16 protein-coding genes are annotated in these 16,865 nt (G+C 37.7%); 9 read left to right on the top strand and 7 right to left on the bottom strand.

Going from position 1 to position 16,865, the window contains the following annotated elements:
- Positions 1–549 precede the first annotated feature (549 nt).
- From J2S13_RS14275 to J2S13_RS14300, 6 genes are all read right to left on the bottom strand, one after another.
- Positions 550–1,746, bottom strand: coding sequence for a YbfB/YjiJ family MFS transporter (locus J2S13_RS14275; protein WP_307258482.1), 1,197 nt, complete (start codon positions 1,744–1,746; stop codon positions 550–552).
- Positions 1,747–1,983: 237 nt separating this feature from the next.
- Positions 1,984–2,445 (bottom strand): signal peptidase I, encoded by a 462-nt coding sequence (gene lepB, locus J2S13_RS14280; RefSeq protein ID WP_307258484.1) that lies wholly within the window; start codon positions 2,443–2,445, stop codon positions 1,984–1,986.
- Between the two features lie 403 nt (positions 2,446–2,848).
- Positions 2,849–3,736 carry a metal ABC transporter permease gene (locus tag J2S13_RS14285; RefSeq protein ID WP_307258485.1) on the bottom strand — a complete coding sequence of 296 codons (888 nt, stop codon included), beginning with the start codon at positions 3,734–3,736 and terminating at the stop codon, positions 2,849–2,851.
- Positions 3,733–5,064 carry a metal ABC transporter permease gene (locus J2S13_RS14290; RefSeq protein WP_307258487.1) on the bottom strand — a complete coding sequence of 444 codons (1,332 nt, stop codon included), beginning with the start codon at positions 5,062–5,064 and terminating at the stop codon, positions 3,733–3,735. The genes J2S13_RS14285 and J2S13_RS14290 overlap by 4 nt, the downstream gene beginning before the upstream one ends.
- A gap of 10 nt (positions 5,065–5,074) precedes the next feature.
- On the bottom strand, positions 5,075–5,824 hold the full coding sequence (locus tag J2S13_RS14295; protein ID WP_307258489.1) for a metal ABC transporter ATP-binding protein: 750 nt from the start codon (positions 5,822–5,824) through the stop codon (positions 5,075–5,077).
- 12 nt (positions 5,825–5,836) lie between these two features.
- The gene (locus J2S13_RS14300) at positions 5,837–6,769 is read right to left on the bottom strand and encodes a metal ABC transporter solute-binding protein, Zn/Mn family (RefSeq protein WP_370874043.1); all 933 of its coding nucleotides are present in this window, start codon (positions 6,767–6,769) and stop codon (positions 5,837–5,839) included.
- Positions 6,770–7,161: 392 nt separating this feature from the next.
- Here J2S13_RS14300 and J2S13_RS14305 point away from each other — a divergent pair, with 392 nt between their 5' ends.
- The 7 genes from J2S13_RS14305 (at position 7,162) to J2S13_RS14335 (ending at position 13,285) form a co-directional block, all read left to right on the top strand.
- Entirely contained in the window at positions 7,162–7,866 is a 705-nt protein-coding gene (locus J2S13_RS14305) for an RluA family pseudouridine synthase (RefSeq protein WP_307258491.1), read from the top strand.
- 357 nt (positions 7,867–8,223) lie between these two features.
- Complete coding sequence (locus tag J2S13_RS14310) at positions 8,224–8,922, top strand: response regulator transcription factor (RefSeq protein WP_307258492.1); 699 nt, start codon at positions 8,224–8,226, stop codon at positions 8,920–8,922.
- Positions 8,919–10,277 carry a sensor histidine kinase gene (locus J2S13_RS14315; protein WP_307258493.1) on the top strand — a complete coding sequence of 453 codons (1,359 nt, stop codon included), beginning with the start codon at positions 8,919–8,921 and terminating at the stop codon, positions 10,275–10,277. Before J2S13_RS14310 ends, J2S13_RS14315 begins: the two co-directional genes overlap by 4 nt.
- A 60-nt stretch (positions 10,278–10,337) precedes the next feature.
- Positions 10,338–11,039 (top strand): PepSY domain-containing protein, encoded by a 702-nt coding sequence (locus tag J2S13_RS14320; RefSeq protein ID WP_307258494.1) that lies wholly within the window; start codon positions 10,338–10,340, stop codon positions 11,037–11,039.
- Between the two features lie 101 nt (positions 11,040–11,140).
- On the top strand, positions 11,141–11,671 hold the full coding sequence (locus J2S13_RS14325; RefSeq protein ID WP_307258496.1) for a PepSY domain-containing protein: 531 nt from the start codon (positions 11,141–11,143) through the stop codon (positions 11,669–11,671).
- A 172-nt stretch (positions 11,672–11,843) separates the two neighbouring features.
- Positions 11,844–12,029, top strand: coding sequence for a hypothetical protein (locus tag J2S13_RS14330; protein ID WP_307258498.1), 186 nt, complete (start codon positions 11,844–11,846; stop codon positions 12,027–12,029).
- Between the two features lie 863 nt (positions 12,030–12,892).
- A complete protein-coding gene (locus tag J2S13_RS14335; protein ID WP_307258499.1) occupies positions 12,893–13,285 on the top strand; it encodes a hypothetical protein in 393 nt (130 codons plus the stop codon).
- 55 nt (positions 13,286–13,340) lie between these two features.
- Here the strand turns inward: J2S13_RS14335 and J2S13_RS14340 are convergent, their stop codons facing one another.
- Positions 13,341–14,495 (bottom strand): MFS transporter, encoded by a 1,155-nt coding sequence (locus J2S13_RS14340; protein WP_307258500.1) that lies wholly within the window; start codon positions 14,493–14,495, stop codon positions 13,341–13,343.
- 180 nt (positions 14,496–14,675) lie between these two features.
- On the opposite strand from J2S13_RS14340, the gene J2S13_RS14345 reads away from it, so the two are divergent.
- Complete coding sequence (locus J2S13_RS14345) at positions 14,676–15,191, top strand: tyrosine-type recombinase/integrase (protein WP_307258502.1); 516 nt, start codon at positions 14,676–14,678, stop codon at positions 15,189–15,191.
- Positions 15,192–15,231: 40 nt separating this feature from the next.
- Entirely contained in the window at positions 15,232–16,734 is a 1,503-nt protein-coding gene (locus J2S13_RS14350; protein ID WP_307258503.1) for a potassium/proton antiporter, read from the top strand.
- The last annotated feature ends 131 nt before the right edge of the window (positions 16,735–16,865 follow it).

Raw genomic sequence — 16,865 nt, forward strand, 5'->3', positions numbered from 1 at the left:
TTGATTTCCAATGTTTTCTATTTTGCATTAAACATTGTAACCATGAAGGGAGAATTTGACCCTTTTCTTTTTACACAATTATATGGACTTTATCTCCCAGATGGAATATTCTTGCATAATTGAATCTTCCTCGTAGTGTATAAGCCCGATTTGCACATTTCCCGATACTATTTGAATATTTCCCATGAGGATTTGAACAATAACTTTTGGTATATGCATATTTCCCTGAATATATGCGTATTTCCCGCGCTTTTATGCGCAACTTCTTCGGTTATTTGCGCTAAAGAGATTCCATGTTCCTGCATGATTCGTGTAATTTAATAGGAATACTCCACAAATGATAGAAAAATCATTATATCCATCAATTTTCATCATTCCTAATCAAGCTAATTGATTTTTAGAATATGTTCCCATACTTTTTTTGAAATAGTCGCCATATGTATCGTTTCATTCATCGTGAACATTATCTGGTTTTTTCAGGCATTTCGAACTTCTACTAAGCCGGCAACTTTTATGACAAAATAAAAAGGTTGGGGGCTCCTAACTTTTTCATTTTTGTTCAAAAACGGTAGGATTTTCCCCGTTAAGTTTTTCCTCGAATTGGATGCCATTTAAAAGTAAGCATGCCCCGATGAATACTGCGCTAGCGGCTCCAATTAATGCCGCATTAAAGTTGCCGGTGAAGGAGGAGATGACGCCAGCAATCGTTGGGCCGATCATTTGCCCAGTTGCATAAATAGCGGTTAGATAGCCAATAATTCGGCTTGTATTAGTCGGGTATATTTGACGTGCTAACGTTGTGACCAATGTTGTAATTCCCATAAATGTTGCCCCAAATAAAATGGCACTCATGACTAAACTTACGGGGGAAATCGAGAATACAGGGATCACAATGCCGACAGATTGCAAAGCCATTGCGAACACGAGAGATTTTACAAACCCCCATTTTTTTGCAAGGGAAGACCAAATAATACAAGATGGAATCGCGGCTAATCCCGCCATCATCCAAACGAAGGTAGCATCTTGGCTAAAGGATGATGTTTTTTCAGCAATCGATACGATAAATGTTCCAGTCACAATATAGCCCAATCCCTCTAGTCCATACGCTCCAAATAACCAGGGGAACCATTTAGCAGGGGGGACTTGTGCAAAGCTTGCTTGTTCTTCCTTTTTTTGAGTGATATTAGCGGGTTCTTTGAGCCAAATCCATACGAAGATCGCGAGGATGAAAGATATAATTCCAAGCCCAATCCAGGCACCTTCCCATTTAAATAGATGATTTAGACTTGGGATGATCGCCCCCGTTATAAAGATTCCTAATCCAACTCCCCCATAAAATAAACCGGACCAGTTCGTTTTACCCCGAGTGGCAAGTTGGTCTAATACGATGCTAGAGGATAAAACAAATACAAAAGCACTGGCGACCCCCGATAGAAATCGAAGTCCAAGCATCAGTAAATAAGAGTGAGATAGCCCCATGAAAGCAGTAGTTAAAATACTGATTATCAAACTCCATCTTAAAGAAATCGTTCGATGCCGCTTCAACGGAATTACGCCTGTCAAAACAGCTCCAAACAAATATCCTGCATAATTACTTGTTGCGAGATAACCAGCCACTGCATCTGAAAAGGAAAGATCATTTTGCATCAATGGGAGAAGAGGAGTGTAAGCAAATCTTCCAATCCCCATCGCAATGATTAAAGCTAAGACTCCACCGATTAAAAAAAGAAAAGGCTTTTTATTCAAGCATTTGCCTCCTTTCATATGGTTATATATGTAGGATATAACAATGGTTACATCTCCCTAATAAAGTGATGGGATTTGGGACACTCGAAGCCATTCTTGGTTGTGTATCTGCAGGATTTAGGATTAGTCTACTTCCGCTTTCTGTCATCCAAAAGCATATTGAAGAGGGGATATAAGGAATCATCCAGTTCCAAGCGCTTTTGGAAAAGTCGAAACCTTTTTTTCTGATTTTCCTTATCAATCCTCTTCAATGATTACCTTACCGAGGATCTCTTCTTCTTGGAGAGGCCCAAAGTGTCTACTATCTTTGCTAGACAATGCATTATCACCTATAACGAAATATTCATTCTTTTTTAGTTGAATGGCCTCTCCCTCAACGTGATTAAAATGGTATTTTTTCGAAAGTTTCTCACCATCTATATAGACGGTTCCATCTTTGAATTCAAGCATTTCATTAGGCAATCCAATCACTCTTTTAGCATGTTGATCAAAATCTTCGCCTTCCTTTTCAAAGAGAACAATGTCCCCTCTTTTCACGGGGGTGTCTTGATAATATTTTTTATCTACTTGGATCTTCTGTTCATTTTGTATAGTCGGTGTCATTGAGACCCCTTCATATACGTACGTGTCTAAATCTTTAAATTCATTGTGACCGCCTAGCAATACTAGCAAAAGTAATACTGATAATTTTTTAAACAAAGTATCTTCTACCCTTTCTATACTAAATGATAGATATTTTTAACACGCATTCATTCCTCATCCAGATAACTCTTTCCTCTTCCCTCATTTCCCCAACTATAGTTGGGAAATCGATAGTTCGATCAAAAAGGTCATTTAGATTTAATTACCAAATCCTACTATCTATCATACAATAGGAAATAGTCAGGAATAAACAAATTTATGAAATATTACAAAATATTCTTCCTTTTCAAAAATCTCGCTATATTTTCCGACGATGAAAAAATGAATGAATTATTTTATGTGTAGGAGATAGGTGTGATCAGGGAAAACTCGAATACAAATATAATAAGGGCTATCTCACAGCTGAGATTGCCCTTATTATATGGTACTAGAAATTTTATGGTATGGCATATTCCTTAAATTAAATCGATTGTTTCACTTTCACTTTTCTTTTAGCAAGCCATTTGGACATCAATCCATGTTTTGGTGAAAGGAAGAAGGTAATGGCGAAGATGAATCCCACTGCTGTCGCCATTGAACCTGCAATCGAGACATTCCATAGTAGCGCAATATAATATCCTAATATTGCCGATAAGACTCCGACAGCACAGCTGATCATGAGCATGACAATGAGGCGATCTGTCAGCAAGTAGGCAGTGGAAGCTGGAACAATTAGCATGGCTACAACAAGAATAGCACCAACACTATCAAATGATGCGACTGTGGTAATGGATAGCATTCCCATTAATAGATAATGAATAAATAGGACGGGAATCCCGATGGCTAGTGCCATTTCTGGATCAAAGGAGGAAATTTTGATCTCCTTATAAAATAAACTAATGATTACTAGATTAATGAACAGAACACTTCCTAACATCCATACGGCTTTTGGACCCATATTGACCCCGTTCATTTCCACTGTATCCCAAGGGACAAAGGTGATCTCCCCCATTAAGGCATGATCTGTATCTAAGTGGACATCCCCAGCATATAGGGAAAGTAAAATAACCCCAAGTGCAAATAAAGCAGTGAAAACAACTCCAATGGCTGCATCTGCTTGCACACCAGATGAGTGCAAAACTTGAACAAAGAAAGCGGTTAATAAGCCAACAATCGTAGCACCAATCAGCATGTAGATTCCATCCAGACTCTGACTGACTAGATAGGCACCAACAATTCCAAGTAAAGCTGTATGGCTTATGGCATCGGCTAACATCGCCATCCGTCTTAAAACTAGAAATACGCCAATTAATCCGCAACTGATGCCAACTAAAGAGCCAGTTAAAATGATCCATGCTTCATAACTCATTTGGCCATCAGCCCCCTTTGTTGATACATATTAATTTGAGATATTTCCATCGGTTTCCGGCCATATAGTGCTAATAATCCTTTTAATTCTTCAATGATATTTGGGGGAAGCTGGTGGATATCAGACTCTTGATCTTGCGAGATATTAAATTGAGCATATTTCATTTCATTCATTAAATACACTTCCATTAAGCGGTTTTTTAAGGTAATATCATGAGCTTTCACCATTCCTTTCGCCGTTAGTCTCCATTTTTGAGCTTCAGCTTCTTCAACAAGACCTTCATTTTTTAATGAATGAAGAGTGGAATGAATGAACGAAGAACGGATAGCCCTTCTTTCGGCAATCTTTTTTTCATCAAAGCCACTTTTTTCAATAGGTTCACCATGCGCAATTCTTTCCTCAATAAAGTCAAATAAAGTTTGAAGAACAGATTCGCGTGCAATGACTTTTCTCATTTTCCTTTGTTTTAATGCCTTCATCAGCAACCCGCGTTGTGGAGCGAAAATCATGGAGAAAAGAAAAATGATGGTAGCCGCCATAATGATTAATGGTCCAGTAGGCATTCCGCTTTTGGTCGTGCTTAATAAGGTCCCAAGAATACCAGAAAATGCTCCAATGGCGCCAGCGATGATCACCATATGGTCTAGACGCTCTGTCCAATACCTAGCAGAAATTGCTGGTGTGATAAGCATAGCCGCCATTAAAATAACACCTACAGCCTGTAAACCAATTACAACGGCCCCTACGATTAACGTCATTAATAGACCGTTAAGAAGTGTTGTAGGCATTCCGATTCCTTTAGCGAACTGGTGATCGAATGTAATGATTTTAAATTCCTTAAATAGTAAAGTGGTTAAAATAAGTAATACTAATGCTACTCCACTAATGACTTTGACATCTGTCCCAACCAATGAGGCTGCTTGCCCGAAAATAAAATCATTTAATCCACTTTGGTTTCCTGCAGCTTGTTGATTAATATAAGTTAATAAGACAATTCCAATTCCGAAAAATACGGATAATACCAATCCAATGGAACTATCCTCTTTCAATCTAGAATGCTTAATAATAGACTGAATAAAATAGGTCGCAACTAGCCCGGCAATTGCTGCCCCAATAAGAAACCAACTGATTGATTTTGTCCCTGTGAATAAATAAGCAATACAAATTCCGGGTAAAGCGGCATGTGCCATGGCATCCCCAAGTAGACTTTGTTTTCGTAAAAGAGCAAAGCTACCTAAAACTCCGCTTGCTAATCCTAAGAGCAATGTTCCAATTAAAACCCATTGGGTATTTGCATCAAGTAGCATTTTCCAAAATTCGCCAAGCATAGACACTCTCCTATCCTTGTTCAATTAATGTGTTTTTTTGGTCAAGAAATGTTAATTTCCCGCCATATGTTTTTTGCAAGTTTTCTTTTGTAAATACTTCTTTTGTAGGCCCATCGGCGATTTTTCTCATATTTAAAAGCAGGACCCAGTCAAAGTACTCTTTCACTGTTTGTAGATCATGGTGAACGACTAGAACCGTTTTTCCTTGGGACTTTAACTCTTTTAATAAAGAGATAATCGCTTTCTCTGTTGCTGCATCCACCCCAACAAAAGGTTCATCCATGAAATATACCGTAGCATCTTGCGCCAAAGCACGTGCTAAAAAGACCCGTTGCTGTTGCCCGCCAGAAAGCTGGCTGATTTGTCGATCTGCATATTGATCCATTCCTACTTTTCTTAAGCAGGCTAAGGCATATTCAACATCTTTCTTTTTAGGGCGTTTGATCCATCCGATATGACTGTATCTTCCCATTAACACAACATCTAATGCATTAGTAGGGAAATCCCAATCAACAGATCCCCTCTGTGGGACATATCCAACAAGGGTTCTCTGAGCCTTATAAGGTTTCCCATATATGAAAACTTCACCAGATGCTCTCGGGATTAATCCTAATATGGCTTTGATTAAAGTGGATTTGCCTGCTCCATTTGGCCCGATAATCCCGATAAGTTTTCCTTCTGGAACTGAAAATTCAACCTCTTGAAGCACTGGTTTTCGATGATAAGCAACCGTTATATTTTCTACTGACACTGGATCCACGTAAATTCCCTCCTATTTTAATGATGAGACAATGGTTTCAATATTATGTTTATACATGCCGATATATGTTCCTTCGTCTGTTCCTTCTTCTCCCATTGCATCAGAGAACAATTCTCCACCAATTGAAACGGTATGTCCTTGCTTTTTTGCACCTTCGACCACTGCGTTAATTGACTTCTCTGAAATACTACTTTCGATAAAAACGGCTTTAATATTTTTATCTACAAGGGTATCTACAATCTTTTGGACATCCTTTAGTCCGTATTCAGAGTCTGTACTTAAACCTTGTAATCCCATAACATCCATTCCGTAAGCTTTCCCAAAATACCCAAAGGCATCATGTGCGGTTACAAGAATGCGGCTTTCTTCAGGGATTTCCCCAATACGCTTTTGTGATTCTTCTTTCAAGCTCTTCAATTTTTGAACATATTCTTTTGCATTATTTGAATAATTTTCTTTATTTTTCGGATCCTGCTTAATTAAGCCTTCTTCGACAGCCCCTACAGCATAAATCCATAAATCGATATCAAACCAAACGTGAGGGTCAACATTGCCTGAAGAATCTTTTGTGTGAATTAATTTTCCATTTGGAATCCTCTCCGCGACAGGAATGGTCGGTTTGCCTTTTTTCATTTTTTCAAAGATCTCTCCCATTTTTCCTTCTAAATGAAGTCCATTGTAAAAGATCATATCTGCCTTACTTAGTTTCGAAATATCCCCTTGTGAGGCCTGGTATAAATGAGGATCCACTCCAGGGCCCATTAAGGCTGTTACTTCCACATGATCTTTCCCAACATTTTTTACAATATCTGCGATTTGACCAGTTGTTGCTGTTACCTTTACTTTCTCATCTTCATTTGCAGGATTAGAAGCTTGATTCCCTCCGCAAGCCGTCAACATGAACACGAAGAAAAGCGTCATACCAAGTAAAGTCTTTTTTAACATTTTTACCGCCCCCTATACTTTTAGTGTTAGTAACATTTTTTTACCTATGGCAAGTTTTAAACTAAAAAAATATCCCGTTTTCTTAACCTATGTAAAAAAATATAAAAGTTTACAACTTTTCACCATAGGACAATATCATTACATAGAGACAAAATGTTTCCCTAAGCCAAAATTATACCCAACTCCCCCATGTTGTCAACCATTTTTTAGAGGGTGACAGGCACCATCCAGCAAATTCCATAAAGGAAATTCCATTCAGGGGATACCATTCAGAAAATGGTGGTAAATTCCAAAATATGTTATCTGATTCTCTGCATAAATGTAAAGGCTTTAAAAGAGTCATAGAGTACGATACAATCGATGGAATATGGTTGGAAGGGGATTGTAATTAAATGGAGAATATTCCAATTTTATATGAAGATAATCATTTACTTGTCGTTCAAAAACCAGTCAATATTCCTGTTCAAAGGGATCACTCGAAGGATCAGGATTTGCTTACTTTATTAAAAAAAGATTTAAAAATTCGATATAAAAAGCCTGGAAATGTGTATCTGGGGCTTGTCCATCGCTTGGACCGACCCGTTGGTGGTGTCATGACATTTGCTAAAACATCTAAAGCAGCATCAAGACTTTCAGACGCTATTCGAAGGCGGAAGTTAGAGAGGAAATATTTAACGGTCGTCAGAGGAAGGCCTCCGAAGAGAGAAGGAGTATTGGAACATTATTTAGTAAAGAATCATCGAAAAAATAAAGTATTTATGGCTTCATCTAATGATCAAAATGCGAAAAAAGCCATATTGGAATATGAAACAATTGAGAAACATAAGGATCTTAGTTTACTAGCTGTCAAATTACATACCGGTCGTCCTCACCAAATACGAGTCCAACTGGCAGCGTCCAATTGTCCAATATACGGTGATCAAAAATATGGTCAGGCAGTCAATAGGCCAGGACAGCAAATAGCTCTATGGGCCCACATCCTACAATTTGAACATCCAACGAAAAAAAATATCATAAAGGTCGACTCCCTTCCGCCGAAAGAATACCCTTGGAGCCTTTTTAGGAAATGCCAGTCACCACCCATATTGGATACTTGATATATGTGGGGAACTTCAGGCCCCGATCAGGCTTTAATTTTCTACCATAATAACCGTGACTTCCCCCATTGTTACGGTTATTTTTATTGACTAGGAAACTATATTCCTCCGTCATCACTGTGCAATTGACAGGATTTCTAAATCGGTCTTATCAAAGGAATGATGAAAAAATAATCGTCCTTATATGTTTTTGGTTTAAAGGAATCCTATCGAATAGGAATAAATAAAAGAGTCAAAAAGTACGAACGTTATATTGAATCATCAAATATTTTACATCGTCAATTTATCGTTTGAAAGTGAAACGAAGGTATAATAATGATATCATGGCAAAATTCATTTTTTAGATAGGGGATAAAGATGAATCAAACGAAAATATTGATTATTGAAGATGAGGAAAAAATCGCACGTGTATTGGAATTAGAATTATCGTATGAAGGGTATGAAGCAAGCAAGGCATTGGACGGTCTTGATGGATTACGGATGTTTCGAGAAGAGAATTGGGACCTTGTTTTACTCGATGTGATGTTACCAGGCTTAAGTGGAATCGAGGTGTTACGCCGGGTTCGTTCGGATGATTCACACACCCCGGTTATTTTATTAACGGCCAAAGATTCTGTCGAGGACAAAGTATCAGGCCTAGATCTTGGGGCGAATGATTATATAACAAAACCTTTCCAAATTGAAGAACTGTTAGCAAGAATTCGAGCGGCTTTAAGGTTGAACCGTCAACCAATAGACATAGCTGAAAGTGAAGATTGGCTTCAAGTGGCGGATTTAAAATTAAATGAAAAAACATATGAGGTAAAGCGCGGAAAAAGGAACATCGAATTAACGCCAAGGGAATTCGCTTTACTTGCTTATTTAATGAAGCATGCTCGACAAGTTCTCAATAGAGAACAACTCCTTAACGGGGTATGGGGATATGACTACTATGGAGAAACAAATGTCGTGGATGTTTATATTCGTTATTTACGTAATAAAATGGATAAGCCCTTTGAAAAGCCACTCATTCACACAGTTCGTGGGGTAGGTTATGTGTTAAAGGATTCGCTATGAAGCTACAAACTAAAATAAATCTATATACAACTGTTACATTCATTTGTTTGTTGATTTTGATTAATGGTGCGATTTATTTTTCTTTTAGTCGAATGATCCTTCATAGTGAATTAGAAAGGGTCGTTGCTGAGGCAGAAAAAACAGTTATGGGAATGAACCAGACAGGGGGTTCCATTCCAGCGAGAGATCTGCTGCGAGCTTATATTCCTGTCAATGGTATGTTGCAGCTTGTGAAATCGAATGGTGAAACGGGGACGGCTATTACGGTACCAGGCCAGGAGAAGCTTTTAGAACAACCCGTAACGTTTTATGCAAAAGAGTGGAGTGAAATCATCGACTACAAAGGAATGCCACATGCCTTCGTCTCTATTCCTATTATTGGGGGAAATGGTGAGATTGCAAATGTGCAATTGACAGAGAACTTAACACCAACCGCACACATTCTACAAATTTTAAAGTACGTTTTAATAGCTGTGACAATCTTAGCCGCGATCCCAGTATTTTTATCAACTCGATTATTAAGCAACTTCATTACGCGGCCGATTACTTCGATGATTCAGACGATGAAGGATATTCGTAAAAACGGTCAGTACAAACATATTTCACTTCCGAAACAGTCCAAAGATGAGTTGTACCAGATGGGGGAAACCTTTAATGATATGATGGAGCAATTGAAAATCAACTATGAAAAGCAGGAACAGTTTGTGTCAAATGCTTCTCATGAGTTAAAAACACCCTTAACCGTCATTGAAGGATATGCTAGTTTATTAAAGCGTAGGGGAAGGGATCATCCTGAACTTTTTGATGAATCAGTTGAAGCTATTCATTCCGAAGCCATCAGAATGAAAGAACTGACCCAGCAATTACTGTTATTGGCCAAACATGATGAACAGTGGGATGTTGATTTGCAGATTGTATCTTTAACAGATTTAGTGGAGGAGTCCATCCGTTCTTTTAAGGCAGGATATAAGCGGGAAGTAAATGTATTCGTGGAACAAAAAATGAAGGTGAAAACAGATCCCCAAAAGTTGAAACAACTCTTATATATTTTATTGGATAATGCCCGGAAGTATAGTGAGGACTTAATCAAAGTAAATATAATGACAATTAAAAATAGAGCGGTGATCGAAGTGGTTGATAGGGGAATTGGAATACCAGTCAAGGAACAATCCAAAGTATTTGATCGTTTTTTCCGTGTAGACAAAGTAAGGACTGGAAAAAATGGGGGATTTGGATTGGGTTTACCTCTTGCAAAAGAACTGGCAGATGCGATTGATGCAAAAATTTGCTTGAGTAGTGTAGAGGGAGAAGGGACGACGGTACAAATTTGGTTTAAAAAGGGTCCTTCTCATTAATTTCTCATCAAAGAAGTGTACCATCTTATTTAAAAATAGGATGATGGAGTGGTGAAAAATATGGGGAAGATGAATAGACGTACTTTCAGTATAATAGCAGCTATTATCATCTTGTTAGCGAGCGTTACGTGGCAGCTTTTTAGGTTAATTTCACCAACTGAACCTCTGACAAAAACTGATGCAGAGAAAGTTGTTCAAGAAAAGTATAGTGGTGAAATTATCAAAACAATCAAAACAAAAGATATTTATCGAGTGACTATTCAATTAAAAACGGGAGTATATGACATAAGCATCGATGGGCATACAGGGGATGTTGCAGGGATTAGTAAAATTAAAAGTAAAAAAGTTGATAAGGTTCTTACAGAAGATCAAGTAAAACAGCTTATTTTACAACAGCAAAATGGAGAGATCAGGAGGTTGGAAAAGAAGGAGGAAGATGGAGCCTTCGTTTATTATGTGGTGATTGAGCAAAATAATGATGAAACAACGTATAAATTAAATGCTGTAACAGGTAAAGTGATCGATAAAACCACAAAAATAAGGGGGAATTCCTCACAAGAAACAGTCCGAGGAATCACGAAAGATGAAGCGGTGAAAATCGCTGTTAATCAAGTAAATGGCAAAGTAGATGATGTTGATGTAGAAGAAAAGGAAGGTGTAAGTTACTATTTAGTGGAAATCGAGCGGGAAGACGGTCAAGATGCTCTTGTTCAAATTAATGCGATAACAGGTGAAGTGATCACGATTACATGGGATGATTAGAGTAATTAGAAAATTCTCATGAAATTCTCATTTTGTTATAAAGATGTTCTCATTTTTAACCCTTAAGCTAGAAGTAAGCTTTGAAAAGGAGGACTTAAACAATGATGAAAAAAAGATTATTTACGTTTTGTGCTGCTGGTGTTGTCGTATTAGGAGGAGCAGTAGGAGCCAATGCCATTTCAAATAAAAAGTCAAACAACATTATTTCAGCAGATGAGGCGAAAGAAATCGCCATCAATGAAGTAGATGGAACGATCAAAAGTATTGAACTGGAGAAGGATGACGGTTTTCTTCATTACGATATTGATCTAGCGAAAGATGACAAGTATGACGATATCGATATGAAGGTGGATGCAAAGACAGGTGAAGTATTCATTGAGGATCAAGGACCAATAGATGACGATATCTATGAACATGACAATGATGACAAGAATACCAAGCATTCCATTCATATTTCTTTACAAGAAGCAGTAAAAATCGCCACAAAAGATACCCCAGGAAAAGTAACAAAAACGGAACTTGATGATGACGGCTATTATGAAATTGAAATAAAAACTGCGAATAATGAAGTTGAAGTTAAAGTAAGTGTGGACGACGGTAAAATCATTGGGAAAGAAGTAGATGATGACTAAACAATGGGATGATGGTGGAGAAAGTCGATAAATGTTGGAAAATTTTTATTAGTTGATATGAAAGTTAGAACTTTTATATCAACTGTTTTTATTGTAAAATGAAAGCGTATACAATAAAAGGTGTGAATAAGATCTATTAATGACACCTTAAAAAAAACAAGGAGGGTTTCTTATGGATTCTGTACCTGTACGAGATATCTCTTGGGAAATGGCGGATCGGCAGTTTACCATTCACAATGTCCCTTTTGGCAACCAAAATGCTGAGGTTACAAAGAAATTACAATCTTTGAGAGAATTAATGGAGGCAGATGAAATTCCATCTGAAATTGATTTTCGTAATGCAGCGGATTTTCAGTAATAAAAGTAGGTGATCCCCAATTCATAATGAGTAGGGAATCACCTTTTTTGATTTTATAAGGAAACATGTTACGAGTAGCGCAAATATCCGGCGAAGTATTTCAAAAAAATGGGGAAATGATCATAAATTAGGGGAAATATTCAAAAACCCTGGATACAAGTGCAAATGTTCATGGGAAATGTTCAAAAGCGGATGGGAAATAATCAAACGGGTTTCGTACAAACATTTATCCATGAGAAAAAGCCGAGTAGCGCAAATATCCGGCGAAGTATTTCAAAAAAATGGGGAAATGATCATAAATTAGGGGAAATATTCAAAAACCCTGGATACAAGTGCAAATGTTCATGGGAAATGTTCAAAAGCGGATGGGAAATAATCAAACGGGTTTCGTACAAACATTTATCCATGAGAAAAAGCCGAGTAGCGCAAATATCCGGCGAAGTGGTGCAAAAGAACCGGGGAAATGATCATAAATTAATGGAAATATTCAAAAACCCAGAGTACAGGTGCAAATGTTCATGGGAAATGTTCAAATATGGATGGGAAATAATCAAACGGGTTTCGTACAAACATTTATCCATGAGAAAAAGCCGAGTAGCGCAAATATCTGGCGAAGTGGTGCAAAAGAACCGGGGAAATGATCATAAATTAATGGAAATGTTCAAAAACCCTGAGTACAAGTGCAAATGTTCATGGGAAATGGGTAAAACCAGACGGGAAATAATCAAATCGTCCTCCCACGTCCTATTTAAAAAAACAAGCTCATTCATTATCTGTAATATATTGTTCATCTTCCGTTCATTTTCATTTGTTATAATGAGTTTTAAAAGAATAGATGATTTTTTTACAGGAGAGGATTCTGAATGAACGGAAGAAATTTTGTACTTATTCGGTTTTCGGCCATTTTTGCTTTGGTAGGGGCCGTTTTAGGGGCTCATATGGCGGGATCGGGCTCTTATGCTTTTCGCCCAATCCATGCTCATATACTTGTTGTCGGCTGGTTAACACTATTTGCGTGGGGGATATATTATGAAATCTTCCAAATTAGATCGAAAACCATCACTATTTTGCATACATGGACGGCGATTATAGGTTCAACCGGTTTAACAGTAGGAATGTGGTTAAATTTCTTGAAGCCTTTTAATATTTCTAATGGAGTATCACTCATATTTTATATTGGCGGCGGGGTTATTTTATTATTCAGTTTTGTTTTATTCCTAATTTCAACCTTCTTTATTGAAAGAAAAGAAAAATAAACCAACAAAGCGTGGAAAAGCGGGTAACCCCCTATTCCACGCTTTTTTTGCCGTCTTATTGGTTTTTCAGATAAGATCGTTCTTGTTTTTTGAAAAACAACATAACAAATGAAACGATCGCTAATAATACGCCTGTATATAAAAAACCTCCATTTGCGGTTAATCTTAATAATCCTGTAAAACTTGAACCAATGACGACACCTATTGAGAAAAATGCATAAAAATATCCGTAGGCTTTCCCGCGATTTTCCTGCTCAGTAGATTCTATTAATAAAGAATTCAGTGAGGGAAAAAGAAAGGCAAACCCAATTCCATATAGCCCCATAATGAAATAAAGAAGTAGGACATTTGTGCTAAAACTGATGAATATAAGGCTGACACCCATGACAGACATTCCAAAAGTTAATGTCTTAATCGGCTTTACCCGATCAAATAATTGATTGATAGGCAGAAGGAAAACTAGAACGGCGACAATCCCAAATGTGCTTAAAAGTGTGCCACTCGTTTGAGTATCCCGGCCAAGGTCCATCACCTTTAAAGGCAACATATAGGCAAGTACTCCTTGTGAAAACATAAGGAAAAAGGCTCCAAAGAACGACTTCATGATGGAAGTATTTTGGAATAAAGCACGTACGGGTAAACGTTTCCCCTCGTCAGCCTTCGAAGTAGAAATAACGGTTGATCGTAAAAAAAAGAACGCCAAAATCCCTAATAGAAATATGGGGATCGCTGTAATAGTTAAGACAGTAGATTCATTTGTTTGACTAGCTAATATGCCGCTGAAGGCCGGGCCGATGATGGCGGCTAAACCAACGAACGCACCAGAAATAGCAGAGGTTTTCCCTTTTTTATCCTTACCCGTCATATTGGCTAAATAGGTAAAAGCAGCTGGAACAATTAATCCCGCTGTTAATCCGTGTATAAAGCGGATGATGAGTAAAGTCCAAGCGTCCATTGCAAGCTGATAAAATGATAAAGCCATTCCTGTAAAAAGCAATCCAGAGACGAGAAGACGATAAGATCCTTTTTTATCCGTCAAAAAACCAGACAAAACATTCCCGATCGTATTCGAAAAGGAATACATTCCGACCGTTAATCCAATTAAAAAGGGGGTAGCCCCTAATGATTTAGCGAGTGGGCTCATAATCGGCAATTGTGAAAATAAATCAAAAAAGGAAAAGAAAATGATGATATAGATAAAAATGCGCATATGTAATAGTAGCCTCCGTAAAAAGATATCCTTCTTCTATCTTCTCTTTTTCAAGGAATTAAGGCAAGAGGAGGACCTGTTTGTTTGAATATTTTCCAAAAAGTTTGTGAAAATTAAATAAATTAATGTTACATAAACCATTTATTTGTTATAATTAAGTAACAATAGGAGGGAGAATTGATGGAAGTTGTTCATCCAATAAAAGAAATCCACCAGATCGATGAAATTAAGACTTTGTTGAAGAAGCAATCAAAGCGAGACTTCTTATTATTTGTACTTGGGATTAATACAGGTATCCGAAGTAGTGATCTCCTTCAAATTAAAGTACGTGATGTCATAACTCCATCTGGTGATATCAAAGAGTTCTACGAATTACCTATACATTCCAAATCAAAAATGAAGAAGATTTATTTGAATGAAAAAGTAAAAAATGCTATTCGACTATATTTAAATGAAACCCCTCTTCAATTAAACGACTTTTTATTCAAATCTAAAAAGGATCCTCATAACCCCATTACAAGACAGCAAGCCTACCGGGTGATCAACCAAGCTGCGAAAGAAGTGGGCATTTCTCATAATGTAGGAACGCACACCCTTCGAAAAACGTATGGATATCATGCTTTTCGAAAAGGAATTGCTATTTCCTTTCTCCAATCCCTATTTAATCATGCAACACCATCTGAGACATTACGTTAAAATTTAGTGAAAGTAGATGTTAATTTATAGGGGGGATGATATGTCAGATCCAATCCTGAACACGGACCACATTATTTTGTTAGTCAGTCTTCTCCTTATCACAGGGGTATTGACGACAAAGTTTTCTAGTCGATTAGGAGTTCCGTCTTTGGTCCTTTTTATACTTGTTGGAATTCTAGCAGGAAGTGAAGGATTAGGTTTTATTTATTTTGATAATGCTCATATTGCGCAGTTTATCGGGATGATTGCTTTAATAATAATTTTATTTGATGGGGGCATGCATACGAACTGGGCAAAAGTGAAGCCAGTTATAGCCCCGTCGTTTACGCTTGCCACAGTCGGCGTTATACTTACAGCCGCCTTAGTGGGAGTTGCGGCAAAATACGTGTTAGATGTGAGTTGGACAGAAGCATTTTTGTTTGGATCGATCGTAGGTTCTACGGACGCTGCAGCGGTATTTTCCGTTTTAAGAGGGAAAAATATTAATAGTAACCTTGAGGCAACACTTGAAGCGGAATCCGGGAGTAATGATCCCATGGCGATGTTATTAACGGTTGTCTTTCTGGAATTGATTACATCTAATGAATCAAATTATTTCCGTATGTTTGGATTCTTTCTTTGGCAAATGGGGATTGGGTTGCTCATTGGCTTTTTATTAGGGAAAATAGCCTCTTTTGCCATCAATAAGGTTAATCTCGATTCGAGCGGACTTTACCCGGTGTTTGCGTTAGCATTTGCGCTATTAACCTACAGCTTTACGGATTATATTCAGGCGAGTGGGCTCCTAGCTGTCTATGTTGCAGGAATTGTCATTGGGAATAGTGAGGATTTAACCTATAGTCATTCCATTTTCCGTTTTAATGAAGGCTTTGCTTGGATGATGCAAATTCTAATGTTTGTCATTCTTGGACTTCTTGTGTTTCCGTCTCATTTATTTACTTGGAGCATTATGTCCAAAGGCCTCATTCTGTCTTTTGTTCTCATCATGATCGCTAGACCCGTCGCCGTTTTTGCCTGCACAATTGGAATGAAATTTGATTTAAAGGAGAAAATTCTTCTTTCATGGGCTGGGTTGAAAGGGGCGGTTCCTATTGTTTTAGCTACTTTTCCTCTTATAGCTGAAGTAGAAAATAGCCAATTGTTTTTCAATGCGATCTTTTTCATCGTCTTGATTTCGACACTTCTCCAAGGGTCGACCATTTCGCTAGTGGCTAAAAAATTAGGTTTAACAAGTCCAGCAAAAAGCAAACCTACCCATTCATTGGAACTGATTTCATTAGGAAAGGCCAATGCAGAAATTATGGAATTTGAGTTAAGTGAAAAAAATTCAATCGCCGGGAAGACGTTAGCTGGTATCGATTTACCAGAAGGAACACTTGTGAATGCGATTATACGAAAAGATCAATTAATAGCACCAAATGGGGAAACAAGAATTATCCCCGATGATATTTTATATATCCTCGTCCCTAAACAAAAGAAACGTGAATTAAGACGGGTTTTGCATAATGAGAGAGAGGATTTTTCTGTGGCAACAGAAGAATAATAGGAACAGCAGTCGGCACATCACCGATTGCTGTTATTTAAGTGCGCCCTGCATGGGCGGATACTTGGTGGTGAAAGTCCACTACAGGCTTGGCAGTAGGAACTGTTAGCGAAAGACAAGGTGGCTATCGT

Source organism: Oikeobacillus pervagus (genome assembly GCF_030813365.1).
Classification (GTDB): domain Bacteria; phylum Bacillota; class Bacilli; order Bacillales; family DSM-23947; genus Oikeobacillus; species Oikeobacillus pervagus.

Excerpts from the sequence above, each read along its gene's own strand:
- J2S13_RS14285 (WP_307258485.1), bottom strand. The coding sequence starts at position 3,736 with ATGAGTTATGAAGCATGGATCATTTTAACTGGCTCTTTAGTTGGCATC.
- J2S13_RS14290 (WP_307258487.1), bottom strand. The coding sequence starts at position 5,064 with ATGCTTGGCGAATTTTGGAAAATGCTACTTGATGCAAATACCCAATGG.
- J2S13_RS14300 (WP_370874043.1), bottom strand. The coding sequence starts at position 6,769 with ATGTTAAAAAAGACTTTACTTGGTATGACGCTTTTCTTCGTGTTCATG.
- J2S13_RS14305 (WP_307258491.1), top strand. The coding sequence starts at position 7,162 with ATGGAGAATATTCCAATTTTATATGAAGATAATCATTTACTTGTCGTT.
- J2S13_RS14310 (WP_307258492.1), top strand. The coding sequence starts at position 8,224 with ATGAATCAAACGAAAATATTGATTATTGAAGATGAGGAAAAAATCGCA.
- J2S13_RS14315 (WP_307258493.1), top strand. The coding sequence starts at position 8,919 with ATGAAGCTACAAACTAAAATAAATCTATATACAACTGTTACATTCATT.
- J2S13_RS14320 (WP_307258494.1), top strand. The coding sequence starts at position 10,338 with ATGGGGAAGATGAATAGACGTACTTTCAGTATAATAGCAGCTATTATC.
- J2S13_RS14325 (WP_307258496.1), top strand. The coding sequence starts at position 11,141 with ATGATGAAAAAAAGATTATTTACGTTTTGTGCTGCTGGTGTTGTCGTA.
- J2S13_RS14330 (WP_307258498.1), top strand. The coding sequence starts at position 11,844 with ATGGATTCTGTACCTGTACGAGATATCTCTTGGGAAATGGCGGATCGG.
- J2S13_RS14335 (WP_307258499.1), top strand. The coding sequence starts at position 12,893 with ATGAACGGAAGAAATTTTGTACTTATTCGGTTTTCGGCCATTTTTGCT.
- J2S13_RS14340 (WP_307258500.1), bottom strand. The coding sequence starts at position 14,495 with ATGCGCATTTTTATCTATATCATCATTTTCTTTTCCTTTTTTGATTTA.
- J2S13_RS14345 (WP_307258502.1), top strand. The coding sequence starts at position 14,676 with ATGGAAGTTGTTCATCCAATAAAAGAAATCCACCAGATCGATGAAATT.
- J2S13_RS14350 (WP_307258503.1), top strand. The coding sequence starts at position 15,232 with ATGTCAGATCCAATCCTGAACACGGACCACATTATTTTGTTAGTCAGT.